Source organism: Flavobacterium sp. SOK18b, assembly GCF_014156605.1.
GTDB classification, from domain to species: Bacteria; Bacteroidota; Bacteroidia; order Flavobacteriales; family Flavobacteriaceae; genus Flavobacterium; species Flavobacterium tiangeerense.
This window is the reverse complement of sequence record NZ_QKNZ01000025.1, coordinates 1-18,428: the sequence shown is the minus strand read 5'-3', so window position 1 is coordinate 18,428 and position 18,428 is coordinate 1. Positions and strand designations below refer to the sequence as shown.

The 18,428-nt window shown below is 33.2% G+C and carries 13 protein-coding genes; 9 read left to right on the top strand and 4 right to left on the bottom strand.

The window, feature by feature from the left end:
* Nucleotides 1–123 precede the first annotated feature (123 nt).
* Nucleotides 124–2,574 (top strand): endopeptidase La, encoded by a 2,451-nt coding sequence (gene lon / locus DNC80_RS05790; protein WP_182650012.1) that lies wholly within the window; start codon nt 124–126, stop codon nt 2,572–2,574.
* A gap of 89 nt (nt 2,575–2,663) precedes the next feature.
* On the opposite strand, the gene DNC80_RS05785 is transcribed toward lon, so the two are convergent.
* The gene (locus DNC80_RS05785) at nt 2,664–3,467 is read right to left on the bottom strand and encodes an alpha/beta hydrolase (RefSeq protein ID WP_182650009.1); all 804 of its coding nucleotides are present in this window, start codon (nt 3,465–3,467) and stop codon (nt 2,664–2,666) included.
* A gap of 182 nt (nt 3,468–3,649) precedes the next feature.
* Between DNC80_RS05785 and porQ the strand changes: the two genes are divergently transcribed.
* From porQ to rpsA, 4 genes are all read left to right on the top strand, one after another.
* Complete coding sequence (gene porQ / locus DNC80_RS05780) at nt 3,650–4,672, top strand: type IX secretion system protein PorQ (protein ID WP_182650007.1); 1,023 nt, start codon at nt 3,650–3,652, stop codon at nt 4,670–4,672.
* A gap of 33 nt (nt 4,673–4,705) precedes the next feature.
* Nucleotides 4,706–5,401, top strand: coding sequence for a (d)CMP kinase (gene cmk / locus DNC80_RS05775; protein ID WP_182650005.1), 696 nt, complete (start codon nt 4,706–4,708; stop codon nt 5,399–5,401).
* Nucleotides 5,402–5,478: 77 nt separating this feature from the next.
* Complete coding sequence (locus DNC80_RS05770; protein WP_182650003.1) at nt 5,479–6,855, top strand: nucleoside permease; 1,377 nt, start codon at nt 5,479–5,481, stop codon at nt 6,853–6,855.
* Between the two features lie 391 nt (nt 6,856–7,246).
* Nucleotides 7,247–9,025: a 30S ribosomal protein S1 gene (gene rpsA, locus DNC80_RS05765; RefSeq protein WP_144891072.1), complete on the top strand. Its 1,779-nt coding sequence runs from the start codon at nt 7,247–7,249 to the stop codon at nt 9,023–9,025.
* Nucleotides 9,026–9,264: 239 nt separating this feature from the next.
* Here rpsA and DNC80_RS05760 read toward each other — a convergent pair whose 3' ends face one another.
* Nucleotides 9,265–9,783, bottom strand: a complete 519-nt coding sequence (locus DNC80_RS05760) for a biopolymer transporter ExbD (protein WP_182650001.1) — start codon at nt 9,781–9,783, stop codon at nt 9,265–9,267.
* 198 nt (nt 9,784–9,981) lie between these two features.
* On the opposite strand from DNC80_RS05760, the gene DNC80_RS05755 reads away from it, so the two are divergent.
* The 4 genes from DNC80_RS05755 (at nt 9,982) to DNC80_RS05740 (ending at nt 16,474) form a co-directional block, all read left to right on the top strand.
* On the top strand, nt 9,982–10,536 hold the full coding sequence (locus tag DNC80_RS05755) for a fasciclin domain-containing protein (RefSeq protein ID WP_182649999.1): 555 nt from the start codon (nt 9,982–9,984) through the stop codon (nt 10,534–10,536).
* 186 nt (nt 10,537–10,722) lie between these two features.
* A complete protein-coding gene (locus DNC80_RS05750) occupies nt 10,723–13,371 on the top strand; it encodes a gliding motility-associated C-terminal domain-containing protein (protein WP_182649997.1) in 2,649 nt (882 codons plus the stop codon).
* A 27-nt stretch (nt 13,372–13,398) separates the two neighbouring features.
* The gene (locus tag DNC80_RS05745) at nt 13,399–14,334 is read left to right on the top strand and encodes a type IX secretion system membrane protein PorP/SprF (RefSeq protein ID WP_182649993.1); all 936 of its coding nucleotides are present in this window, start codon (nt 13,399–13,401) and stop codon (nt 14,332–14,334) included.
* A gap of 10 nt (nt 14,335–14,344) precedes the next feature.
* A complete protein-coding gene (locus DNC80_RS05740; RefSeq protein WP_182649991.1) occupies nt 14,345–16,474 on the top strand; it encodes an OmpA family protein in 2,130 nt (709 codons plus the stop codon).
* Nucleotides 16,475–16,560: 86 nt separating this feature from the next.
* Here DNC80_RS05740 and DNC80_RS05735 read toward each other — a convergent pair whose 3' ends face one another.
* Both DNC80_RS05735 and DNC80_RS05730 read right to left on the bottom strand, forming a co-directional pair.
* Nucleotides 16,561–17,205: a response regulator transcription factor gene (locus DNC80_RS05735; protein WP_182649989.1), complete on the bottom strand. Its 645-nt coding sequence runs from the start codon at nt 17,203–17,205 to the stop codon at nt 16,561–16,563.
* Nucleotides 17,189–17,857 carry a sensor histidine kinase gene (locus tag DNC80_RS05730; RefSeq protein ID WP_255493175.1) on the bottom strand — a complete coding sequence of 223 codons (669 nt, stop codon included), beginning with the start codon at nt 17,855–17,857 and terminating at the stop codon, nt 17,189–17,191. Before DNC80_RS05730 ends, DNC80_RS05735 begins: the two co-directional genes overlap by 17 nt.
* Nucleotides 17,858–18,428: the final 571 nt, after the last annotated feature.

The following is an 18,428-nucleotide window of genomic DNA, read 5'->3' as shown; positions in this document are numbered from 1 at the left end:
GACTTTTACTTGATGGTCATTTAATAAAGATTAATCCTTGTTTTTTTCAATAAAGACGATTCTGAAATCCTATATTTGTGATCCAAAAACTTTTTTTAATGACAAAAAGACTTAATTAAATATATGTCAAATCATAAAATACTTACCATTGACAATTTGTCACTTCAAGAATTTGATTCAGAAGCAGATTTAATTCCTTTATTGACTCCAGAGGACGAAGAAGAAATGAATAATGAAGCTTTGCCAGAATTACTATCCATTTTACCTTTGCGTAATATGGTTTTATTTCCTGGTGTTGTTATCCCAATTACTGCAGGACGTGATAAATCAATTAAATTGATTAATGATGCCAATGCAGCAGGGAAAACAATAGGTGTAGTAGCTCAAATCAATGAAGAAGACGAAGATCCAACCAAGGAAGATATTCATAAAATAGGTACTGTTGCACGTATTTTGCGCGTTTTAAAAATGCCTGACGGTAATGTAACGGTAATTCTTCAGGGTAAAAAACGTTTCGAAATTGACTCTGTAGTTTCTGAGGATCCCTATCTTACTGCAAAAATAAAAGAAGTTCCAGAAAAACGTCCGAAGAAAAATGACACGGAATTCTTAGCTATTCTTGATTCTATAAAAGAACTAGCGATTCAAATTATCAAAGAAAGTCCTAACATTCCTAGCGAAGCAACTTTTGCAATAAAGAACATCGAAAGTCAATCTTTTTTAATCAATTTCGTGACTTCAAACATGAATTTATTGGTTAAAGAAAAGCAAGATTTATTGGCTATCAATGAACTAAAAGGAAGAGCATTAGAGACTTTGCGTTATATGAATATCGAGTTGCAAAAACTCGAATTGAAAAATGATATTCAGTCTAAGGTTCGTTTTGATTTAGATCAGCAACAACGAGAATATTTCTTGCACCAACAAATGAAAACCATTCAAGAAGAACTGGGTGGCGTTTCGCAAGAGGAAGAAATGGACGAGATGTTGCAAAAATCCTTAACCAAAAAGTGGGACGATAAAACCAAAAAGCATTTTGAAAAAGAACTTTCTAAAATGCGCCGAATGAATCCTCAGGCACCTGATTTTGGTATTCAAAGAAATTACTTAGAGTTGTTTCTTGATTTGCCTTGGAACGAATACTCCAAAGATATTTTTGATTTAAAACGCGCTCAAAAAATCTTAGATAGAGACCATTTTGGTTTAGAAGAAGTTAAAAAACGAATGATAGAACATCTAGCTGTTTTAAAATTGCGTAACGATATGAAATCGCCAATCATTTGCTTGACAGGACCTCCAGGTGTTGGTAAAACCTCTATTGGGCGTTCAATTGCTGAAGCATTGGGTAGGGAATATGTGCGTATTTCATTGGGTGGTTTGCGTGATGAATCTGAAATTCGTGGTCACAGAAAAACGTATATTGGCGCTATGCCAGGCCGAATCATTCAAAGTTTGAAAAAAGCGGGAACATCAAATCCGGTTTTTGTTTTAGATGAAATTGATAAATTGTCAAACAGTCATCAAGGTGATCCATCATCAGCATTGCTTGAAGTTTTAGATCCGGAGCAAAACAATTCTTTTTATGATAATTTCCTGGAAATGGGATATGATCTTTCAAAAGTAATGTTTATTGCTACTTCAAATAATATGGCAGCCATTCAGCCTGCTTTGCGAGACAGAATGGAAATCATCAAAATGTCAGGCTATACCATTGAAGAAAAAGTAGAAATAGCACGTCAGCATTTGTTTCCTAGACAATTAAAAGAGCATGGTTTAACTACTAAGGATTTGACTATTGGTAAAAAACAATTGGAAAAAATTGTGGAAGGATATACTAGAGAATCAGGCGTACGTGGACTTGAGGGTAAAATTGCGCAAGTGATTCGAAACGCAGCCAAGTCAGTTGCAATGGAGGAAGAGTACAATAAAAAAGTAACTGACGAAGATCTTGTAAAAACACTTGGTGTTGCGCGTTTAGAGCGTGATAAATACGAAAATAATGATGTAGCAGGAGTAGTTACTGGATTAGCGTGGACTTCAGTTGGTGGTGATATTTTGTTTATAGAATCTTTGCTTTCTCCAGGGAAAGGCACCATGAGTATTACGGGTAATCTAGGTACAGTCATGAAAGAATCGGCTACAATTGCTTTGGAATACATCAAGGCTAATACCAAACTTTTAGGATTAGAATCGGACATGCTTTCTAAATACAACATTCATTTGCACGTTCCTGAAGGAGCTACGCCAAAGGATGGACCAAGTGCAGGTATTGCTATGTTGACTTCGTTAGTATCGTTGTTTACCCAAAAACGTGTTAAGAAAAACCTTGCCATGACTGGCGAAATTACTTTGCGTGGTAAAGTATTACCTGTAGGCGGAATCAAAGAAAAAATTCTTGCGGCTAAAAGAGCAAATATTAAAGAAATTATCTTGTGTCACGAAAATAAAAATGATATTGACGAGATCAAACCAGAATATTTAGAAGGACTAACTTTTCATTATGTAAAGGAAATGAGCGAAGTATTGCAATTTGCTTTAACAGATCAGAAAGTTAAAAACGCAAAAACATTGTAAGTAAGTCGTTTTCGAAATCAATAAAAATCCAAATTCCAAAACTGTTTTTTCAGTTCAAGAATTTGGATTTTTTTATAAATGGGATATCGTTATTGCAATAGTGCGTTTACTTTTTGTATGAAAATAGTTGGGAATAATTGTGGCGCTTTCAAGTGGTCGCCCTCATATATCCAAAGTTCTTTTTTAGTTTTGGTATTGTTATACACCGTTTCACATTGGCTAAACGGCACGTCTTTGTCAGTTTTAGAATGAATAAATAAAACAGGTACTGATTGTATGCTTTTGATATCTTCTGCTGCGGAATAAGGCGAAGTTACATACATACGAATCATTTGATGTTGCGCTTCGGGAGTTTTACTAACTGCTATTTCTGTAAAGGAACTAAAAACGCCGTCTACAATTAATCCGCTTATTTTATCTTGATTGTTTTTGGATAAATTAACAGCAACTTGTGTTCCCATTGATGCGCCGTAAATGATAATTTTTTTGTTTTTAAAGTCGGTATTTTTAAGAATTTCATTAAAAATAATTTGAGCATCTGCTGCAATGTTGAGGTGAGTGGGTTTACCACTTGATTTTCCGTAGCCTCTCATGTCAATCATAATTACTTCGTAGCCATTTTTAACCAAAGGTTTTACAAAAGGTACATAACTCATACAATTACCACCTGCACCATGAAAATAAAGGATAGTCGCCTTGGGTTGTTTTTGTTCTGGTGACAAAACAACAGTATTGATAGTTTCTTTTTCAATATAATAATTATGCTCTTTGAATTGTAAAGAATCTATAGTAACTGTTTTTGCTTTTTTTGGATAATAAAATTTATCGTCCATTTGAGCTTGAACATTATACATACATAAAAATAGTAGCGTTGTAAAAAGTAAATTTTTCATGGTTTTTAGTTTTAGATTTTAATTCTTTGTCAAAACTAGATGTAAACCAAACGATTCAAAAAGGTTTTATACTGAACTGTTGATTTTAAGGACTGAATTGTCCCTTTTTAAACTTTTCTTTTTCTAAAAAATAATATCTTCGCACTGGCGTTATCATTTTATACTTTTGGCGCTTTCGCAACATGTTTAAAAAAATAGTGATATTCAGTTTGTTACTCTACGGTACCGCATCAATCGGTCAGATAGGCGGTAAAACAATATATCAGTTTTTAAATCTCGTTGCCTCTCCAAGGCAAGCGGCATTAGGAGGGAAAGTGTTGACTATATATGATAATGATGTGAATCAAGCTCATTTTAATCCAGCCACAATCAATGCTGAGATGGATAATCATTTAGCACTTAATTACGGAAATTACTATGGAGCGCTTACGTACGGAACCGCTTCTTATGCGTATACCTATGACAGACACCTGCAAACGTTTCAAGCGGGTGTAAATTATATCAATTATGGTAGTTTTGAGGGCTATGACGAAAATGGTCAAGCCACAGCTGCCTTTTCAGGAAGCGAAGTAGCCTTATCTATGGGGTATGCATACAATGTTCCTTATACCGATTTGCATATTGGTGCTAGTGCTAAGTTGATTTCGTCTAGTCTAGAAACCTATCGTTCTTTTGGAGGAGCATTAGACATTGGGGCGCTATTTATTGATGAACGGAACGATGTCAATTGGGCATTGGTCATACGAAATCTAGGTACTCAATTTTCTACATACAATGGTGTTCGAGAAAAGTTACCTTTGGAGGTTTTAGTAGGAGTGTCGCAAGAGTTAGAAAATGTTCCCATTCGATGGCATTTAACATTAGAGAATTTACAACAATGGAATATTGCTTTTGCTAATCCAGCGCGATCAGAACAATCTTTTAATGGAGCAGCAACTCCTGAAAAAGTATCTTTTGTAAATAATGCTTTGAGGCATGTAATTGCAGGAGTAGAGTTGTTCCCAAAAAGAGGATTCAACTTGCGTTTGGGATACAATTTTAGGCGGGCCGAGGAATTACGTATTCAAGAACAACGTAATTTTTCAGGACTTTCATTTGGTTTTGGACTCAAATTAAACAAACTTAAGTTCAATTATTCCTATTCCAGATATACGCTTGCTGGAAACACGAGTCTCTTTGGGCTAACCATAAATTTTCAAGAATAGTTTATTCATTTCAATTACCTTAAATTTTATATTTTGACAAAAAAAATTACCATTGCAATAGATGGATTTTCATCAACGGGAAAAAGTACGCTAGCAAAGCAATTAGCAAAACATTTAGGATATATTTATGTAGACACAGGAGCAATGTATCGTGCCGTAACTTTTTTTGCTATGAAACAAGGGTACATCAATGCAGATGCTTTTGATAGTAGCACTTTAATTGCGAGTTTGCCTGCTATTAAACTGCATTTTGAATTTAATGCGGAGTTAGGATTTGCAGAGGTTTTTTTGAACGATGTCAATGTTGAAACCGAAATTCGAACCATTGAAGTATCGCGTTTTGTGAGCAAGGTTGCTGAGGTTTCTCAAGTTCGAGCTAAATTAGTGGAACAACAAAAAGAAATGGGCAAGAACAAGGCAATTGTTATGGATGGACGAGACATTGGCACTGTGGTATTTCCTGATGCCGAGCTTAAAATATTCATGACGGCAAGTGCTAGCACCAGAGCACAAAGGCGGTATGATGAGTTAGTTGCTAAAGGAGATGCAGTAACCTATGAGGAAGTACTTAAAAATGTTGAAGAACGAGATTACATAGATACCCATCGAGAAGATTCGCCTTTAGTGATGGCAGAAGATGCAATTGAAATTGACAATTCACATTTGAGTCGTGAGGAACAATTTACTCAAGTTTTAGAAATGGTCAACGAAATCACTAAAACGATATAATTATTTGCAGATATCATTTTTAATGGTAGATTTACGCCTTGTAAATTTTTTAAAGTAAAAAAAAAACAATTCATCTCATGGGAATTAAAAATAGATTGATCATAATGAGTTTTCTCCAGTTTTTTGTTTGGGGAGCTTGGTTGATTACCATTGCAAATTATTGGTTTGGTACAAAAAGTTGGGAAGGAACCCAGTTTGGATTGGTTTTTAGTACCATGGGGATAGCGTCATTGTTTATGCCAACCCTAACTGGTATTATGGCAGACCGATGGATCAATGCTGAAAAGTTGTACGGAGCGCTACATATATTTTATGCTGGAGTATTGTTTTATATTCCTCAAGTTACAACACCTGAAAATTTTATTTACATCATGCTTTTGGCTATGTGTTTTTATATGCCAACTATCGCATTGAGTAATTCAATTTCCTACAATGCGTTAAAATTAAACAATAAAGATGTCATCAAAAATTTCCCACCTATTAGAGTTTGGGGAACAGTTGGGTTTATTGCAGCTATGTGGATTACTAATTTAACAGGTAATAAAGCAACGGAATATCAATTTTATATTGCGGGTTTGGCAGCTGTAGCCCTTGGTTTGTATGCTTTTACTTTGCCACCTTGTAAACCACAACGATTGTCAAAAGAAAACGCCTCTTTGATGGAGACTTTAGGATTGGAATCGTTTAAATTATTTGCTGATTATAAAATGGCGTTATTCTTTGTTTTCTCCATGTTTTTAGGAGGAGCACTGCAATTAACAAATGCTTATGGTGATGTTTTTCTTGATGAATTCAAGCATTTTCCTAAATATGCCGATTCATTTGTAGTAGAATATTCTACAATTATCATGTCTATATCCCAAATTTCTGAGACCTTGTTTATCTTGGCAATTCCATTTTTCTTGAAACGTTTTGGAATTAAACAAGTCATGTTAATAAGTATGTTAGCGTGGGTATTGCGTTTTGGGTTGTTTGCTTATGGAAACCCTACAAGCGGTTTATGGATGATTATTATGTCATGTGTAGTGTACGGAATGGCGTTTGACTTCTTTAATATCTCAGGATCCTTATTTGTTGAAACGAATACAGACGCCAAAAACAGATCGTCAGCCCAAGGGTTGTTTATGATGATGACCAATGGTTTTGGAGCGGTTTTAGGAAGTTTCACCTCAGGTTGGGCAATAGATAAATATTTCACCAAGTCATTTACGAGTACTACAGATTTAGCAGGTTTCTTGCAAACGGAGCCAACTAATTCTAAAATGGCTGATTTTGTTACAAGTCAAGGTAAAACTATTGATGCAGATGGCCTTTTTGATTCGGTTATATTAATGAAAGATTGGCATACTATTTGGCTTGCTTTTGCCATTTATGCATTGATAATAGCAGTTGCATTTGCTGTTTTATTCAAACACAAACATAATCCTTTGGATGTAGAGCAAATTAGTCATTAAAGAGAAACATAAAAATAGATTAAACCCGATAGCAACTGCGTGATCGGGTTTTTTTTGTTCTTGAAAGTACGAATTCTAGTAAAATAGCCCCGATTGCAGCGGCATCCTTTTATAAGGCTTCTAGTTCGCTGCGGCGAACTAGAAGCCTTATAAAAGATATAGCGAAAAGCGGGAACGGGCTTCTTGAAAAAGACTGTATCTTCTGCTCCTTATTATCAATTGATTATCTAGAGTTTAAAATTTTGGTAATCAAAATTAATGTATTACTTTTGCAGTCCTTAAGGTGAATAAGAGTTTCCTTTGGGGTTCAATCATCTATACAAACAACTTCTGCTGTTTTCTAGCACATTAAGAAACTCGAGAAAATACAGAATACAAATTTTTAATCAGCATGTCTGAACAAGTAAAATCACAAGAAGAGTTTTTAGCAAATTTTAACTGGCACAATTTCGAAGAAGGTATTGATGCTGTTGATGAAAAAAACTTATTAGAGTTTGAGGAATTAGTTTCTAAAACTTTTATTGCAACTGATCAAGAGGAAGTTGTAGAAGGAACAGTTGTAAGAATTACAGATAGAGACGTTATCGTTGATATCAACGCTAAATCTGAAGGTGTAATTTCATTGAATGAATTCCGTTACAACCCAGCATTAAAAGTAGGTGATACTGTTGAGGTATTAATTGATATCCGTGAGGATAAAACAGGTCAGTTAGTATTATCTCACCGTAAAGCACGTACTATCAAATCTTGGGATAGAGTTATTTCGGCTAACGAAACAGGTGAAATCGTTAATGGTTTTGTTAAATGCAGAACTAAAGGTGGTATGATCGTTGACGTTTTCGGAATTGAAGCGTTCTTACCAGGATCTCAAATTGATGTTAAGCCAATTAGAGATTACGATGTATACGTAAACAAAATGATGGAGTTCAAAGTTGTGAAAATTAACCACGAATTTAAAAACGTAGTTGTATCTCACAAAGCGCTTATTGAAGCGGATATTGAAATCCAGAAAAAAGAAATCATCGGTCAATTACAAAAAGGACAAGTATTGGAAGGTGTTGTTAAAAACATTACTTCTTATGGTGTGTTTATTGACTTAGGTGGAGTTGATGGATTGATTCACATTACTGACCTTTCTTGGTCTAGAATCAACCACCCATCTGAAGTTCTTGAATTAGATCAAAAATTGAACGTTGTAATCCTTGATTTCGATGATGAGAAAACAAGAATTCAATTAGGATTGAAACAATTAAACGCTCACCCATGGGATGCTTTAAATGCTGATTTGAAAATTGGTGATAAAGTAAACGGTAAAGTAGTTGTAATCGCTGATTACGGTGCATTTATCGAAGTTGCTGAAGGTGTTGAAGGTTTAATCCACGTTTCTGAAATGTCTTGGTCTACGCACTTACGTTCTGCTCAAGATTTCGTAAAAGTTGGTGATGTTGTTGAAGCTGTTATCTTAACTTTAGATAGAGATGACCGTAAAATGTCATTAGGTATCAAACAATTATCTCAAGATCCTTGGACTGATATCACTGCTAAATACCCAGTAGGTTCTAAGCACACAGGTATTGTTAGAAACTTTACAAACTTTGGAATTTTCGTAGAATTAGAAGAAGGAATTGATGGATTAATCTATATCTCTGACTTATCTTGGACTAAGAAAATCAAGCACCCATCTGAATTCGTAAACGTTGGTGAAAAACTTGACGTTGTAGTATTAGAATTGGATGTTGATGGACGTAAATTATCTTTAGGTCACAAACAAACAACTGCTAATCCTTGGGATCAGTATGAAGATTCTTTCGCTGTAGGAACTATCCACAATGGTGAAATTTCTGAAATTGTTGACAAAGGAGCTACTGTAGAATTCGGAGATGATATCGTTGCTTTCATTCCAACTCGTCACCTTGAAAAAGAAGACGGAAAGAAATTGAAAAAAGGCGATACTGCTGATTTCAAAGTAATCGAATTCAACAAAGAATTCAAAAGAGTAGTTGCATCTCACACTGCTATCTTCCGTGAAGAAGAAGAGAAAAATGTGAAATCAGCTTCAGAAAACACATCATCTAACTCTTCTACAAATGCACCAGCTGCAACTTTAGGAGATAACAATGATATGTTAGCTGCATTGAAAGCTAAAATGGAAAAATCAGAGAAAAAATAATTCTCCGTTTTTTATAAATAGAAAGTCCCACAGCAATGTGGGGCTTTTTTTGTAGTTCTAATTTCTAGGAGCTTTTTCCTGCTATTCGCTTCAATCTTTTTCGTCCTGAACTTGTTTCAGGATCGTGAAACAAGTTCAAGACGAAAAAAGGATTTACGCTGCTATCAGGGCTAGGGAGTTTGTTTGCAGTTGTCAATTTAGCTTTAATGTTGGTATTTATCGCAAACAAAGTTTATGGGTTAATTAGCTGCCAATAATTGAGACTCTTCGGGTGTAAAATCATTAAGGATCGCGTAGGTATCAATTTTGGCAATAGCCATTTCATCTAATATATCAATTAGATTTTTATAATTGCATTTTTTACTTGGTTTTATAATCACAATTGGTCCTCTGGAAGAATCACCGTAAAACTCTTGAATTGATTTTTTTTTATTGCGAAGCTCTTGACGAATTCCATTTGAATCGTACGATAACATTTTGGGTTTTTCAATCGGGTAGGATAAAAGGCCTTGATAGCTTACTAACTTGTCGTTGTCATCTAATAGCATTGTAATTATTCTGTATTCACTAATACATGAGATTTTCCCACAAGTAGACTCATCATGATATGGTAAATCTAGCTGTATTTCATTAGGCTTTGCCAAATCAATAGTGACCATGAAAAACACGATCAAAAGAAAAGACACACTCACCATAGCGGTTAAATCAACTCTAGACTCTAATTTTTTGCTTCTAATTTTTTCATTTAGGTTTTTCATAGCTTAAAGTTTATATCCTAATGTACTAAAAATAGTTTATGGTTGTTAAAAAAGTGCTAATTTATTTCAGTGTATATTTGTTAATATATTGATATTTAGGTATTTGTGGTTTTATTTTGCTTTTCTTTATTTTTTAAGTAAAACCATATTCATAAAAGGAGCGTAAATGACTTTATATAACTTAAACAATTAAATTTTATGAAAACTAGAAAATTTTTATCAGTTGCTTTTATGGCATTAGTATTTGGAGCAACTTCTTTTGCACAAAAAACAGTAATGGTTGGTGGAGCAGCAATGTATCCTTCAAAAAACATTGTTGAAAATGCTGTAAACTCAAAAGATCACACCACGCTAGTAGCAGCAGTACAAGCAGCTGGACTAGTAGAAACATTACAAAGTAAAGGACCATTCACCGTTTTTGCCCCAACAAATGCAGCGTTTGATAAGTTGCCAACAGGTACAGTTGATACTTTATTAAAACCAGAAAATTTAAAAACATTGCAAACTATCTTAACTTACCACGTAGTTGCTGGGAAAATGAATGCTGTAGATATTGCAAAAGCAATTAAAGCAGGAAATGGAAAAGCTACACTAAAAACAGTAAGTGGCGGAACATTAACAGCTTGGATGAAAGGTAAAGATCTTTACATTACAGATGAAAATGGTGGCCAATCAAAAGTAACGATTGCTGATGTTAACCAATCAAATGGTGTCATTCATGTTGTAGATACTGTTGTGTTACCTAAAAAATAAATGTAAGAATGAGGTTGATTTTTGGTTAGTTTTTGTAGCCCTACACTTTTTGTGTGGGGCTATTTTATTATAATCAATTTGTAACATCGTAAATACGGAAACTTTTCTTTACTTATTTTTCTTATAAATAAACGATTTTTAAATAAATGTTAAAAAAAAGTGTAGTTTTGTTTAAATTTTAATACTATGACTATAAAATCACCTTTTTTTTCGACTAAGGTTGTTTGTTTTGTTGTTTTTTATTTCGCTTTTCTTTCGCATTCTGCTTACAGTCAATGTGAAGGAATTGCTGGTACTGATAACGTAGCGCTTGATATTTGTGATATAACAAACATTTCCAGTAGAAACATAGATCTTAAAACGCAACTTGGTTCGCATTCTGCTGGTGGTACGTGGAGAGATGAAGATAGATCAGGCGGTCTCAATAGAACCACAGGAATTTTAAATGCTCAATTAATTCGTCGTAGCGGAACATATAGGTATTCTTATACCGTTACAACAAGTTCAGGATGCATTGATACTGCTATAGTTACGGTTCGAATAGGAGGATATACTGGAGTTCCTGGTGCGAATACCTCTATTTGTAATACAGAATCTGCATATAATTTATTTGAAGCCTTTAATGGAGATTTTCTTCCTCCACAAATAGGCGGTACTTGGGTAGGAAATACCACTAGTCTTGGTTTGAACAATAATACTCTTAATACCATCAATCTAAATCCCGGTAGTACATACGAATATACCTATTCTATTCCTGCTATTGGTTCTTGTCCTGCTCCACCTGATGTAAAAATATTTATAACTATTTATCGATCTCCTATTGCTGGAATCCCTGAGGAAGTCAAATTATGTTCTAATGAGTTAAACTCTTACACTAACTATAATCTATTTGATGGTTTAGTAGGCGAGGATGCTGGAGGTGTATGGCGAGAAAGTGGCACTAACGAGTTAGATGATACTGATGATACAGACTCTGTTGTAAACATTCAAAATATATACAACACGAGCGGGCCAGGATTTTACCGTTTTACGTATACTGTTTTATCAGATAACAACGTGTGTGTAGACCAAACATCAGTATTGTTTATTACTTTAGAAAAACAGCTGGATTATACAGGTGCCACTTTGCAGGTAAATGCACCAATTTGTGAAAATGAGCGTGGTACAACAGAATTTTCAGCTTCGATAAGAAATGTAGTTGCTATTCCCAATGGAGTATATACGGTTACATATACCATTTCTGGTAATTCCACTGTTTTTTCGACAACGCAAAATTTTACCAATAACGTTTTTACTTTTCCTTTGCCATCTAGTAATTTTAATGCTGTTGGAAATTATACCATAACTATACTAAATATAGAAAGCGCAACCACTCTAGGAATTTGTACTAATATAATTCCTGCTATTGCCGCTAATATTGTAATAAACCCAATTCCACAAACAAATAATGCCTCCTTACTTATAAATTCTATTTGTCAATCAACAAATGCAGAAGTTACTTTATCAGGAATTAGTAATCTAACAGATGGGGATTATAGTATTGTGTATTCTTTATCTGGAAGTAATAGTCTTGCTAATCAAAGCATAACCATTACGGTTCGTGCAGGAGTTTCATCATTCCAGATTCCTGCTTCGCAAATTCCTAATGTGGGAAATACTAATTTTATCATTAGCAGAATTACAAACTTGGCTACTAATTGTACCAATACCGCATCAATAGTTAGCTCGTTTTTGATAAAAGCGCTACCAGATGCGCGCAATTTATCAGTTGCTATTAGAGCCGTTTGTAAAGATCAGCCCGTAGTTGTTGAACTTTCGGGATTAGGGAATTTAACCGCTATAACAATAAGTTACTCTTTGTCTGGTGCCAATACTAGCGGTCTTCAAATGGTTCCTTTGCTTGTTAATGCTGGTAGAGCCACTTATACCATTCCTAATTCATTATTATCCAATACCGGAACAACATTATTTAATTTACAATCTCTTACAGATTCAAATACGAGCTGTCTTGCTTTAATGAATACTATTAGCAAAGATTTTGTGATTAACGCCTTGCCTATTACACCCATTACAAGCAATCAAGAATTTTGTAAAGTCCAAAATGCTACCGTAGCCAGTCTAGTACCTAATGGCCCTCAGTATAGATGGTTTAATTCGCTTACAAGTACAACTGCCTTACCTGCGGCAACGGTATTGCAATCTGCGAATTATTACGTAAAAGAGGTAAATACAACTACAGGGTGCGAATCTGGTTTAGCTCTTGCTCAAGTTGTTATTAATGAATTGCAAACTCCTGTACTACTTGAAAATGGGGAGAAATTTTGTGGGTTAGATTTGCCTACTATTCAAAGTTTGTCTAATAATGTTACTTCAAATGGAACTGTAGTGTGGTATGATGCTGCTGCAGGAGGAAATTTATTATCTAGTACAGTTTTACTTCGAGATAATGGAATATATTATGGTTTTGATTCAATAAATACAAACAATTGTTTATCAACAACTCCTTTACAAGTTACAGTTTCCTTAACTAATTGTGATGTCACGCCTCAATTTTTTATTCCAGATGGGTTTTCACCCAATGGTGATGGTGTAAATGATACTTTTTCTATTCCAGATATTGATTTTATCTATCCCAATTATGCATTAGAAATATTCAACAGATACGGAAGTCTCCTGTATACGGCTAATAAAAACAAGCCAAAATGGGATGGTACTTCATCAGACTCTAAAACAAGTAGCAACGGAAAAGCGCCTGAAGGAGTTTATTTTTATGTTATTCATTTTAATAAAGACGGAATTTCACCAAAGCAAGGACGCCTTTATTTAAACAGATAACAATCTTTATTTTTTAAAAAATAATACATGAAAAAGTTCATACTACTATCAAGTCTTTTCTTGATAATAACAAAATTAACGGCGCAACAAGACCCTCAATATACACAATACATGTATAATATGAGTGTTTTAAATCCAGCTTATGCTACAGGAATAGAGTCTAATTTAAATTTGGGTACCTTGTATAGATCCCAGTGGGTGGGTGCTGTGGGTGCACCAAAAACATTGACATTATTTGCACACATGCCTGTAAATGAAAAAGTAGAAGTAGGGTTTTCATTAATATCAGATGATATAGGCGGCGGAGCAAAAAAAGAAAATAATTTTTTTGCAGATTTTGCTTATTTACTAGAGTTTAATAACAATGATAAAGTATCCTTTGGTGTAAAAGCTGGATTTACCAATTTGCAAACAAATTTTGATGGTTTTGTATTTGAAAGTGGTAATCCAGGAACAGATGATGCTTTTTCAGAAAACAGAAATGACATCATGCCAAATGTAGGTGTTGGAGCCTTTTATTTTACAGACAACTATTATGTGGGTTTTTCTGCCCCAAATTTATTAGCCACAAAACAATTTGAAAATAGGTCGGGTAACAATTCCTTTAGTAGAGAAAACACCCATGTTTTCCTAACAGCTGGATATGTATTTAAAGTATCTGAACAATTCAAATTTAAGCCAGCTGTTATGTCAAAATACGTTTCAGGTGCGCCAATATCTCTCGATGTAACTGCAAATCTTTTGTACAATGAAAAATTTGAGTTTGGAGCGGCATATCGACTGGGAGATTCAGTAAGTGCTATGATGAATGTAAAAGCTACACCAAGTATTCGTGTTGGGTATGCTTACGATTACAACACCTCTAGCCTTGGTGCATTTAATTCGGGAACACATGAGATTTTTGTATTGTTTAATTTAGATTTATCCAGCAGAGGATATGATAAATCACCACGATTTTTCTAAGACATAAATTATGAAAAAAATATACTTGCTACTATTGGTATTTTCCATCCAATTATTACATGCCCAAGACGACAATCTAAAAAGAGCTAACCGACTTTTTGAACGCACTTTTTACAATAAAGCAATTCCATTGTATAAATCAATAATACAAGATAATAATTCGCAAATTGTAATTCAAAACCTTGCTGACTGCTACTATTATACAAATGATTTTAATACTTCTCAGTATTACTATAAACTTTTAATTACAAATTTTGGAAATGAAGTTGGAGAAGAATATTATTTTAAATATACACAAACTTTAAAAGCATCTGGAAAATATGATGAAGCTTATACTGTTTTACAAAAATATTACGCTTCCTTATCAGATAAAGATGTTTTGATCAAGTATAAAAAAGGCCTTCAAGTTCTTGAAAACGTTACTGCTATTGGGGATAGATACCAAATTAAAAATTTGAAAATAAATACACCCCATACGGAGTTTGGAGGCTTTATTACAGGTAATTCTTTTGTATTTGCAGGTGTCAAATCTAAAATGGGTATGTTTGATAAACGTTTTAAATGGAATGGCGAATCATATCTTGATTTGATGGCAATTCCGTTACGCAATGTAAACGCAGTTGACTCAGTAGCCAATGGTTTTGACAATAAAATAAACACAGCTATGCATGAATCAAATGCTGTATTTACAAAAGATGGAAAAACCATTTTTTTCACAAGAAATAACTATAAAAAAGGCAGACGAGGTAAAAATAAAGATAAAGTTTCTAATTTGCAGTTGTTCAGAGCTTCGTGGAATAACGGAAAATGGACAAATATAATTTCGTTGCCTTTTAATAACGACAATTATTCAACTGAACATCCAGCATTAAGCTTGGATGAAAAAACATTATATTTTGCTTCAGACATGCCAGGAACATTGGGTTCATTTGATATTTTTTCAGTAGAAATTCATGGAGATACTTTTGGGGTACCTGTTAATCTAGGTAATACAATTAATACTGCTCGAAAAGAGCAATTTCCATTTGTTTCAAAAGACAATAAGTTGTATTTTTCTTCAAATGGACATGAAGGGTATGGTGCATTAGACGTATTTGTTTCGAATTTACAAAATGGAGTTCCTACGCAAGCTGAAAATGTTGGGTTACCCATAAACTCGGGGTATGATGACTTTGCTTTTTTTATTAATTCAGATTTAAAGGAAGGTTTTTTCTCTTCAAACCGCTCAGGAGGTAAAGGCAGTGATGATATTTATTCGTTCACAGAAGAGAAACCATTGATTATTGAAGATTGTAAGCAATATATCACTGGAATTATTACAGATATTGATACTAAATTACCATTAGATAATGTCTTGGTACAAATACAAAACTCTGATGGTGAAATAATACAAAGTAGCATAACAACTAGCGAAGGTAAATTAAGTTTTGAAGTATTATGTAAATCCACATATAAAATTACGGCAGAAAAAGACAATTATACTTCAGCATTTAAAAAAATTGTAGTTAATGCTGAGCGCAAAAAGAATAATGATGCTTCCATGCAAATTAAATCAAATGAGGTAATTAAACGAGAACAGCAACTTGTTTTAGAGGAAGAAGAGAGAAATAAGCTCACTGCTATAGCTTTGCAACAAGAAAAAGAAAAAGTAGCTCAGGCTGAGAAAATAAAAAGCATAGCGCTAAATGCAAAAAGAAATCAAGAATTAGCTGAAGCCAAAAAAATTGAAAAAGTTTCTACTATTTTAGCAAATGAAAAAGATGTTGTAAAAGATAAAGACCGCTTAATCATCAAGACCGATCCTATTTATTTTGATTATAATTTATGGTATATCAGAAAAGACTCTAAAACTATCTTGAATAAAGTTGTTGCTTTGATGAAAAAATATCCAGAAATGATCGTAGAAATAGGTTCCCACACGGATAATAGAGGAAATGAAAAATTTAATAAAGACTTATCTCAAAAACGAGCACAGGCTACAAGAGATTACTTTTTAGATCAAGGAATTTCACCAAAACAAATTTTTGCAAAAGGATATGGTGAATCAGTTCAAATTATAAAATGTATTCCTGAAGAGAGCTGTACCGAAGAAGAGCACGAACTCAACAGAAGAAGTGAATTTGTAATAAAGAGTTTGTAAAAAAGGTTTTATATATGAAAATGCCCCAAAAAGTGATACGCTATTTGGGGCATTTTTCATTAAATTTATTTGGTTAAAATAGAATTTTAAATAATAACGATTTTGTTTTTTATAGCATAAAGTACAAGGCCAATTCTAGTTTTAATTTCAAGTTTTTCAAATAGGACCTCTCTATAACCATCGATTGTTTTTGGGCTTAGAAACATTTCCTCTGCAATTTCCTTGTACGTTTTTTCGGTACAGGCTAGTTTTAGAAAAATGAGTTCTTTTTCTTTTAAAATAATTTTTTTACTGTCACGATCAATTCGATTAATCAAAATAGATGAAACTAACTCAGTAAAATAAAAGCCTTTTTCAATTACCGCAATAATTGCTTCTTGAAAAATTTTTGGGCTAGTATCTTTTAGTAAATATCCTTTGGCACCATTGGTAATCATTTTTATGATGGTTTCATCGTCATTGTTTACTGAGAGGGCTATAACATTCAAGTTGGGTTGGTTTTCCTTTATCCATTTAATGGTGCTTAATCCATCTAAAATGGGCATGTTAACATCTAAGAGTACTAGATCTACTATGGTTTCAGGGTTTTCTTGAAGATGATTAATAAATTCTTTGCCATTTTCGAAGCTATTAACCACTTCAAAATCATCAAAACTATTTATTAAGAGTTTTAAGGATTGAGAAAAGAGTAGATGATCATCTACAATAATTATTTTATTGGTAGTCTTCATGATTTGTGGTTAAAGGATAAATTAACTTAATTGAGGTGCCATTATTATTGGAATGTATATCTACTGATGCTCCAATAAGTTGAGCTCTTAGTTTCATGTTGTTCAATCCAGAACCGGTAGATAATTCATTGGTATTGTATCCAATTCCGAAATCTGTTAAGGTTAATAGGAAATATTCTTTTGAGGTTTGAATTGTGATTTCAAAGGTTTCACTATGGGAATGTTTTAAACTATTGTGAATGGCTTCTTGAAAAATTCGGTAAATAAATAATTCATGTTCAAAATGTATTTGGGGTGAAATGCCATCCCAATTTAAAATACATTTAATTTTTTTTAATTTTTTAATTTTATCTAAGTCTAGCTGTATCGCTTCAATGAAATTACATTGCAAGGTATTTTCTTTATTAATTATTCGCGATAAAATTCTAATTTCATCCAGCGCGTTTGCAATGATTTCTTTTAAGCCATTTAGTTCTTTGGGTTTGATAATCTTTTTTTCATCATATAGAAATAAGTTCAGTTGCATTATAGCTACAGATAGTATTTGGCCAATATTATCATGAAGTTCTTTACTAATTTCGGATAAGGTTTGATCTTTGATTTCTATCCTTGTTTTTACTAATTCAGATTGAAAGTAGTGCTTGGATTTCATTTGTTCAATCAAAAAAGAATTCTTTTTCTTTGAAAAATAAAAGAACAAAGTCAGTAGTATTACAATTAGTGTAAAGAAAATTATACTAAGTGAAATTATTAATAGTTGTATCTCTTTTCGCTCCATAAAAATCCGATGATAAAACAGCCGTTCATTAATAGATTCAATATAAAAAGCACTAAGCTAAATATTGATTCATCATTTTTTATTAAAAACCATTTTATAGCCAACATAAAAGGTAAAAAAGGTACGTGAAAAAGCAAAATTCCAAGAATAAACCAAAAGTAAATTGATTTCTTGAAATTAAGTATTTTTTTAGAATTAAAAATTTCTATGAAATAGCAACATGATAACAGTAATACAAAAACTACTCCAAGTGCAAAACTATTGGTGAATACGGTATCGTTATGATATTGAAAATAGTAAAGGTTAAAAAAGTAAAATAAATAGAAGATAATTAAAAAGCAAATTGCAATTCTTTTAAATTCTAATTTAAGTAAGAGCGCGTACAACAATACGATATAAGCAGTGAAACTAGCTAACATATAAAAATTATAGACTGAAAAATTAA

Excerpts from the sequence above, each read along its gene's own strand:
- DNC80_RS05750 (WP_182649997.1), top strand. The coding sequence starts at position 10,723 with ATGACTATAAAATCACCTTTTTTTTCGACTAAGGTTGTTTGTTTTGTT.
- DNC80_RS05755 (WP_182649999.1), top strand. The coding sequence starts at position 9,982 with ATGAAAACTAGAAAATTTTTATCAGTTGCTTTTATGGCATTAGTATTT.
- DNC80_RS05745 (WP_182649993.1), top strand. The coding sequence starts at position 13,399 with ATGAAAAAGTTCATACTACTATCAAGTCTTTTCTTGATAATAACAAAA.
- DNC80_RS05785 (WP_182650009.1), bottom strand. The coding sequence starts at position 3,467 with ATGAAAAATTTACTTTTTACAACGCTACTATTTTTATGTATGTATAAT.
- DNC80_RS05730 (WP_255493175.1), bottom strand. The coding sequence starts at position 17,857 with ATGAAATCCAAGCACTACTTTCAATCTGAATTAGTAAAAACAAGGATA.
- lon (WP_182650012.1), top strand. The coding sequence starts at position 124 with ATGTCAAATCATAAAATACTTACCATTGACAATTTGTCACTTCAAGAA.
- DNC80_RS05735 (WP_182649989.1), bottom strand. The coding sequence starts at position 17,205 with ATGAAGACTACCAATAAAATAATTATTGTAGATGATCATCTACTCTTT.
- DNC80_RS05760 (WP_182650001.1), bottom strand. The coding sequence starts at position 9,783 with ATGAAAAACCTAAATGAAAAAATTAGAAGCAAAAAATTAGAGTCTAGA.
- DNC80_RS05770 (WP_182650003.1), top strand. The coding sequence starts at position 5,479 with ATGGGAATTAAAAATAGATTGATCATAATGAGTTTTCTCCAGTTTTTT.
- rpsA (WP_144891072.1), top strand. The coding sequence starts at position 7,247 with ATGTCTGAACAAGTAAAATCACAAGAAGAGTTTTTAGCAAATTTTAAC.
- DNC80_RS05740 (WP_182649991.1), top strand. The coding sequence starts at position 14,345 with ATGAAAAAAATATACTTGCTACTATTGGTATTTTCCATCCAATTATTA.
- porQ (WP_182650007.1), top strand. The coding sequence starts at position 3,650 with ATGTTTAAAAAAATAGTGATATTCAGTTTGTTACTCTACGGTACCGCA.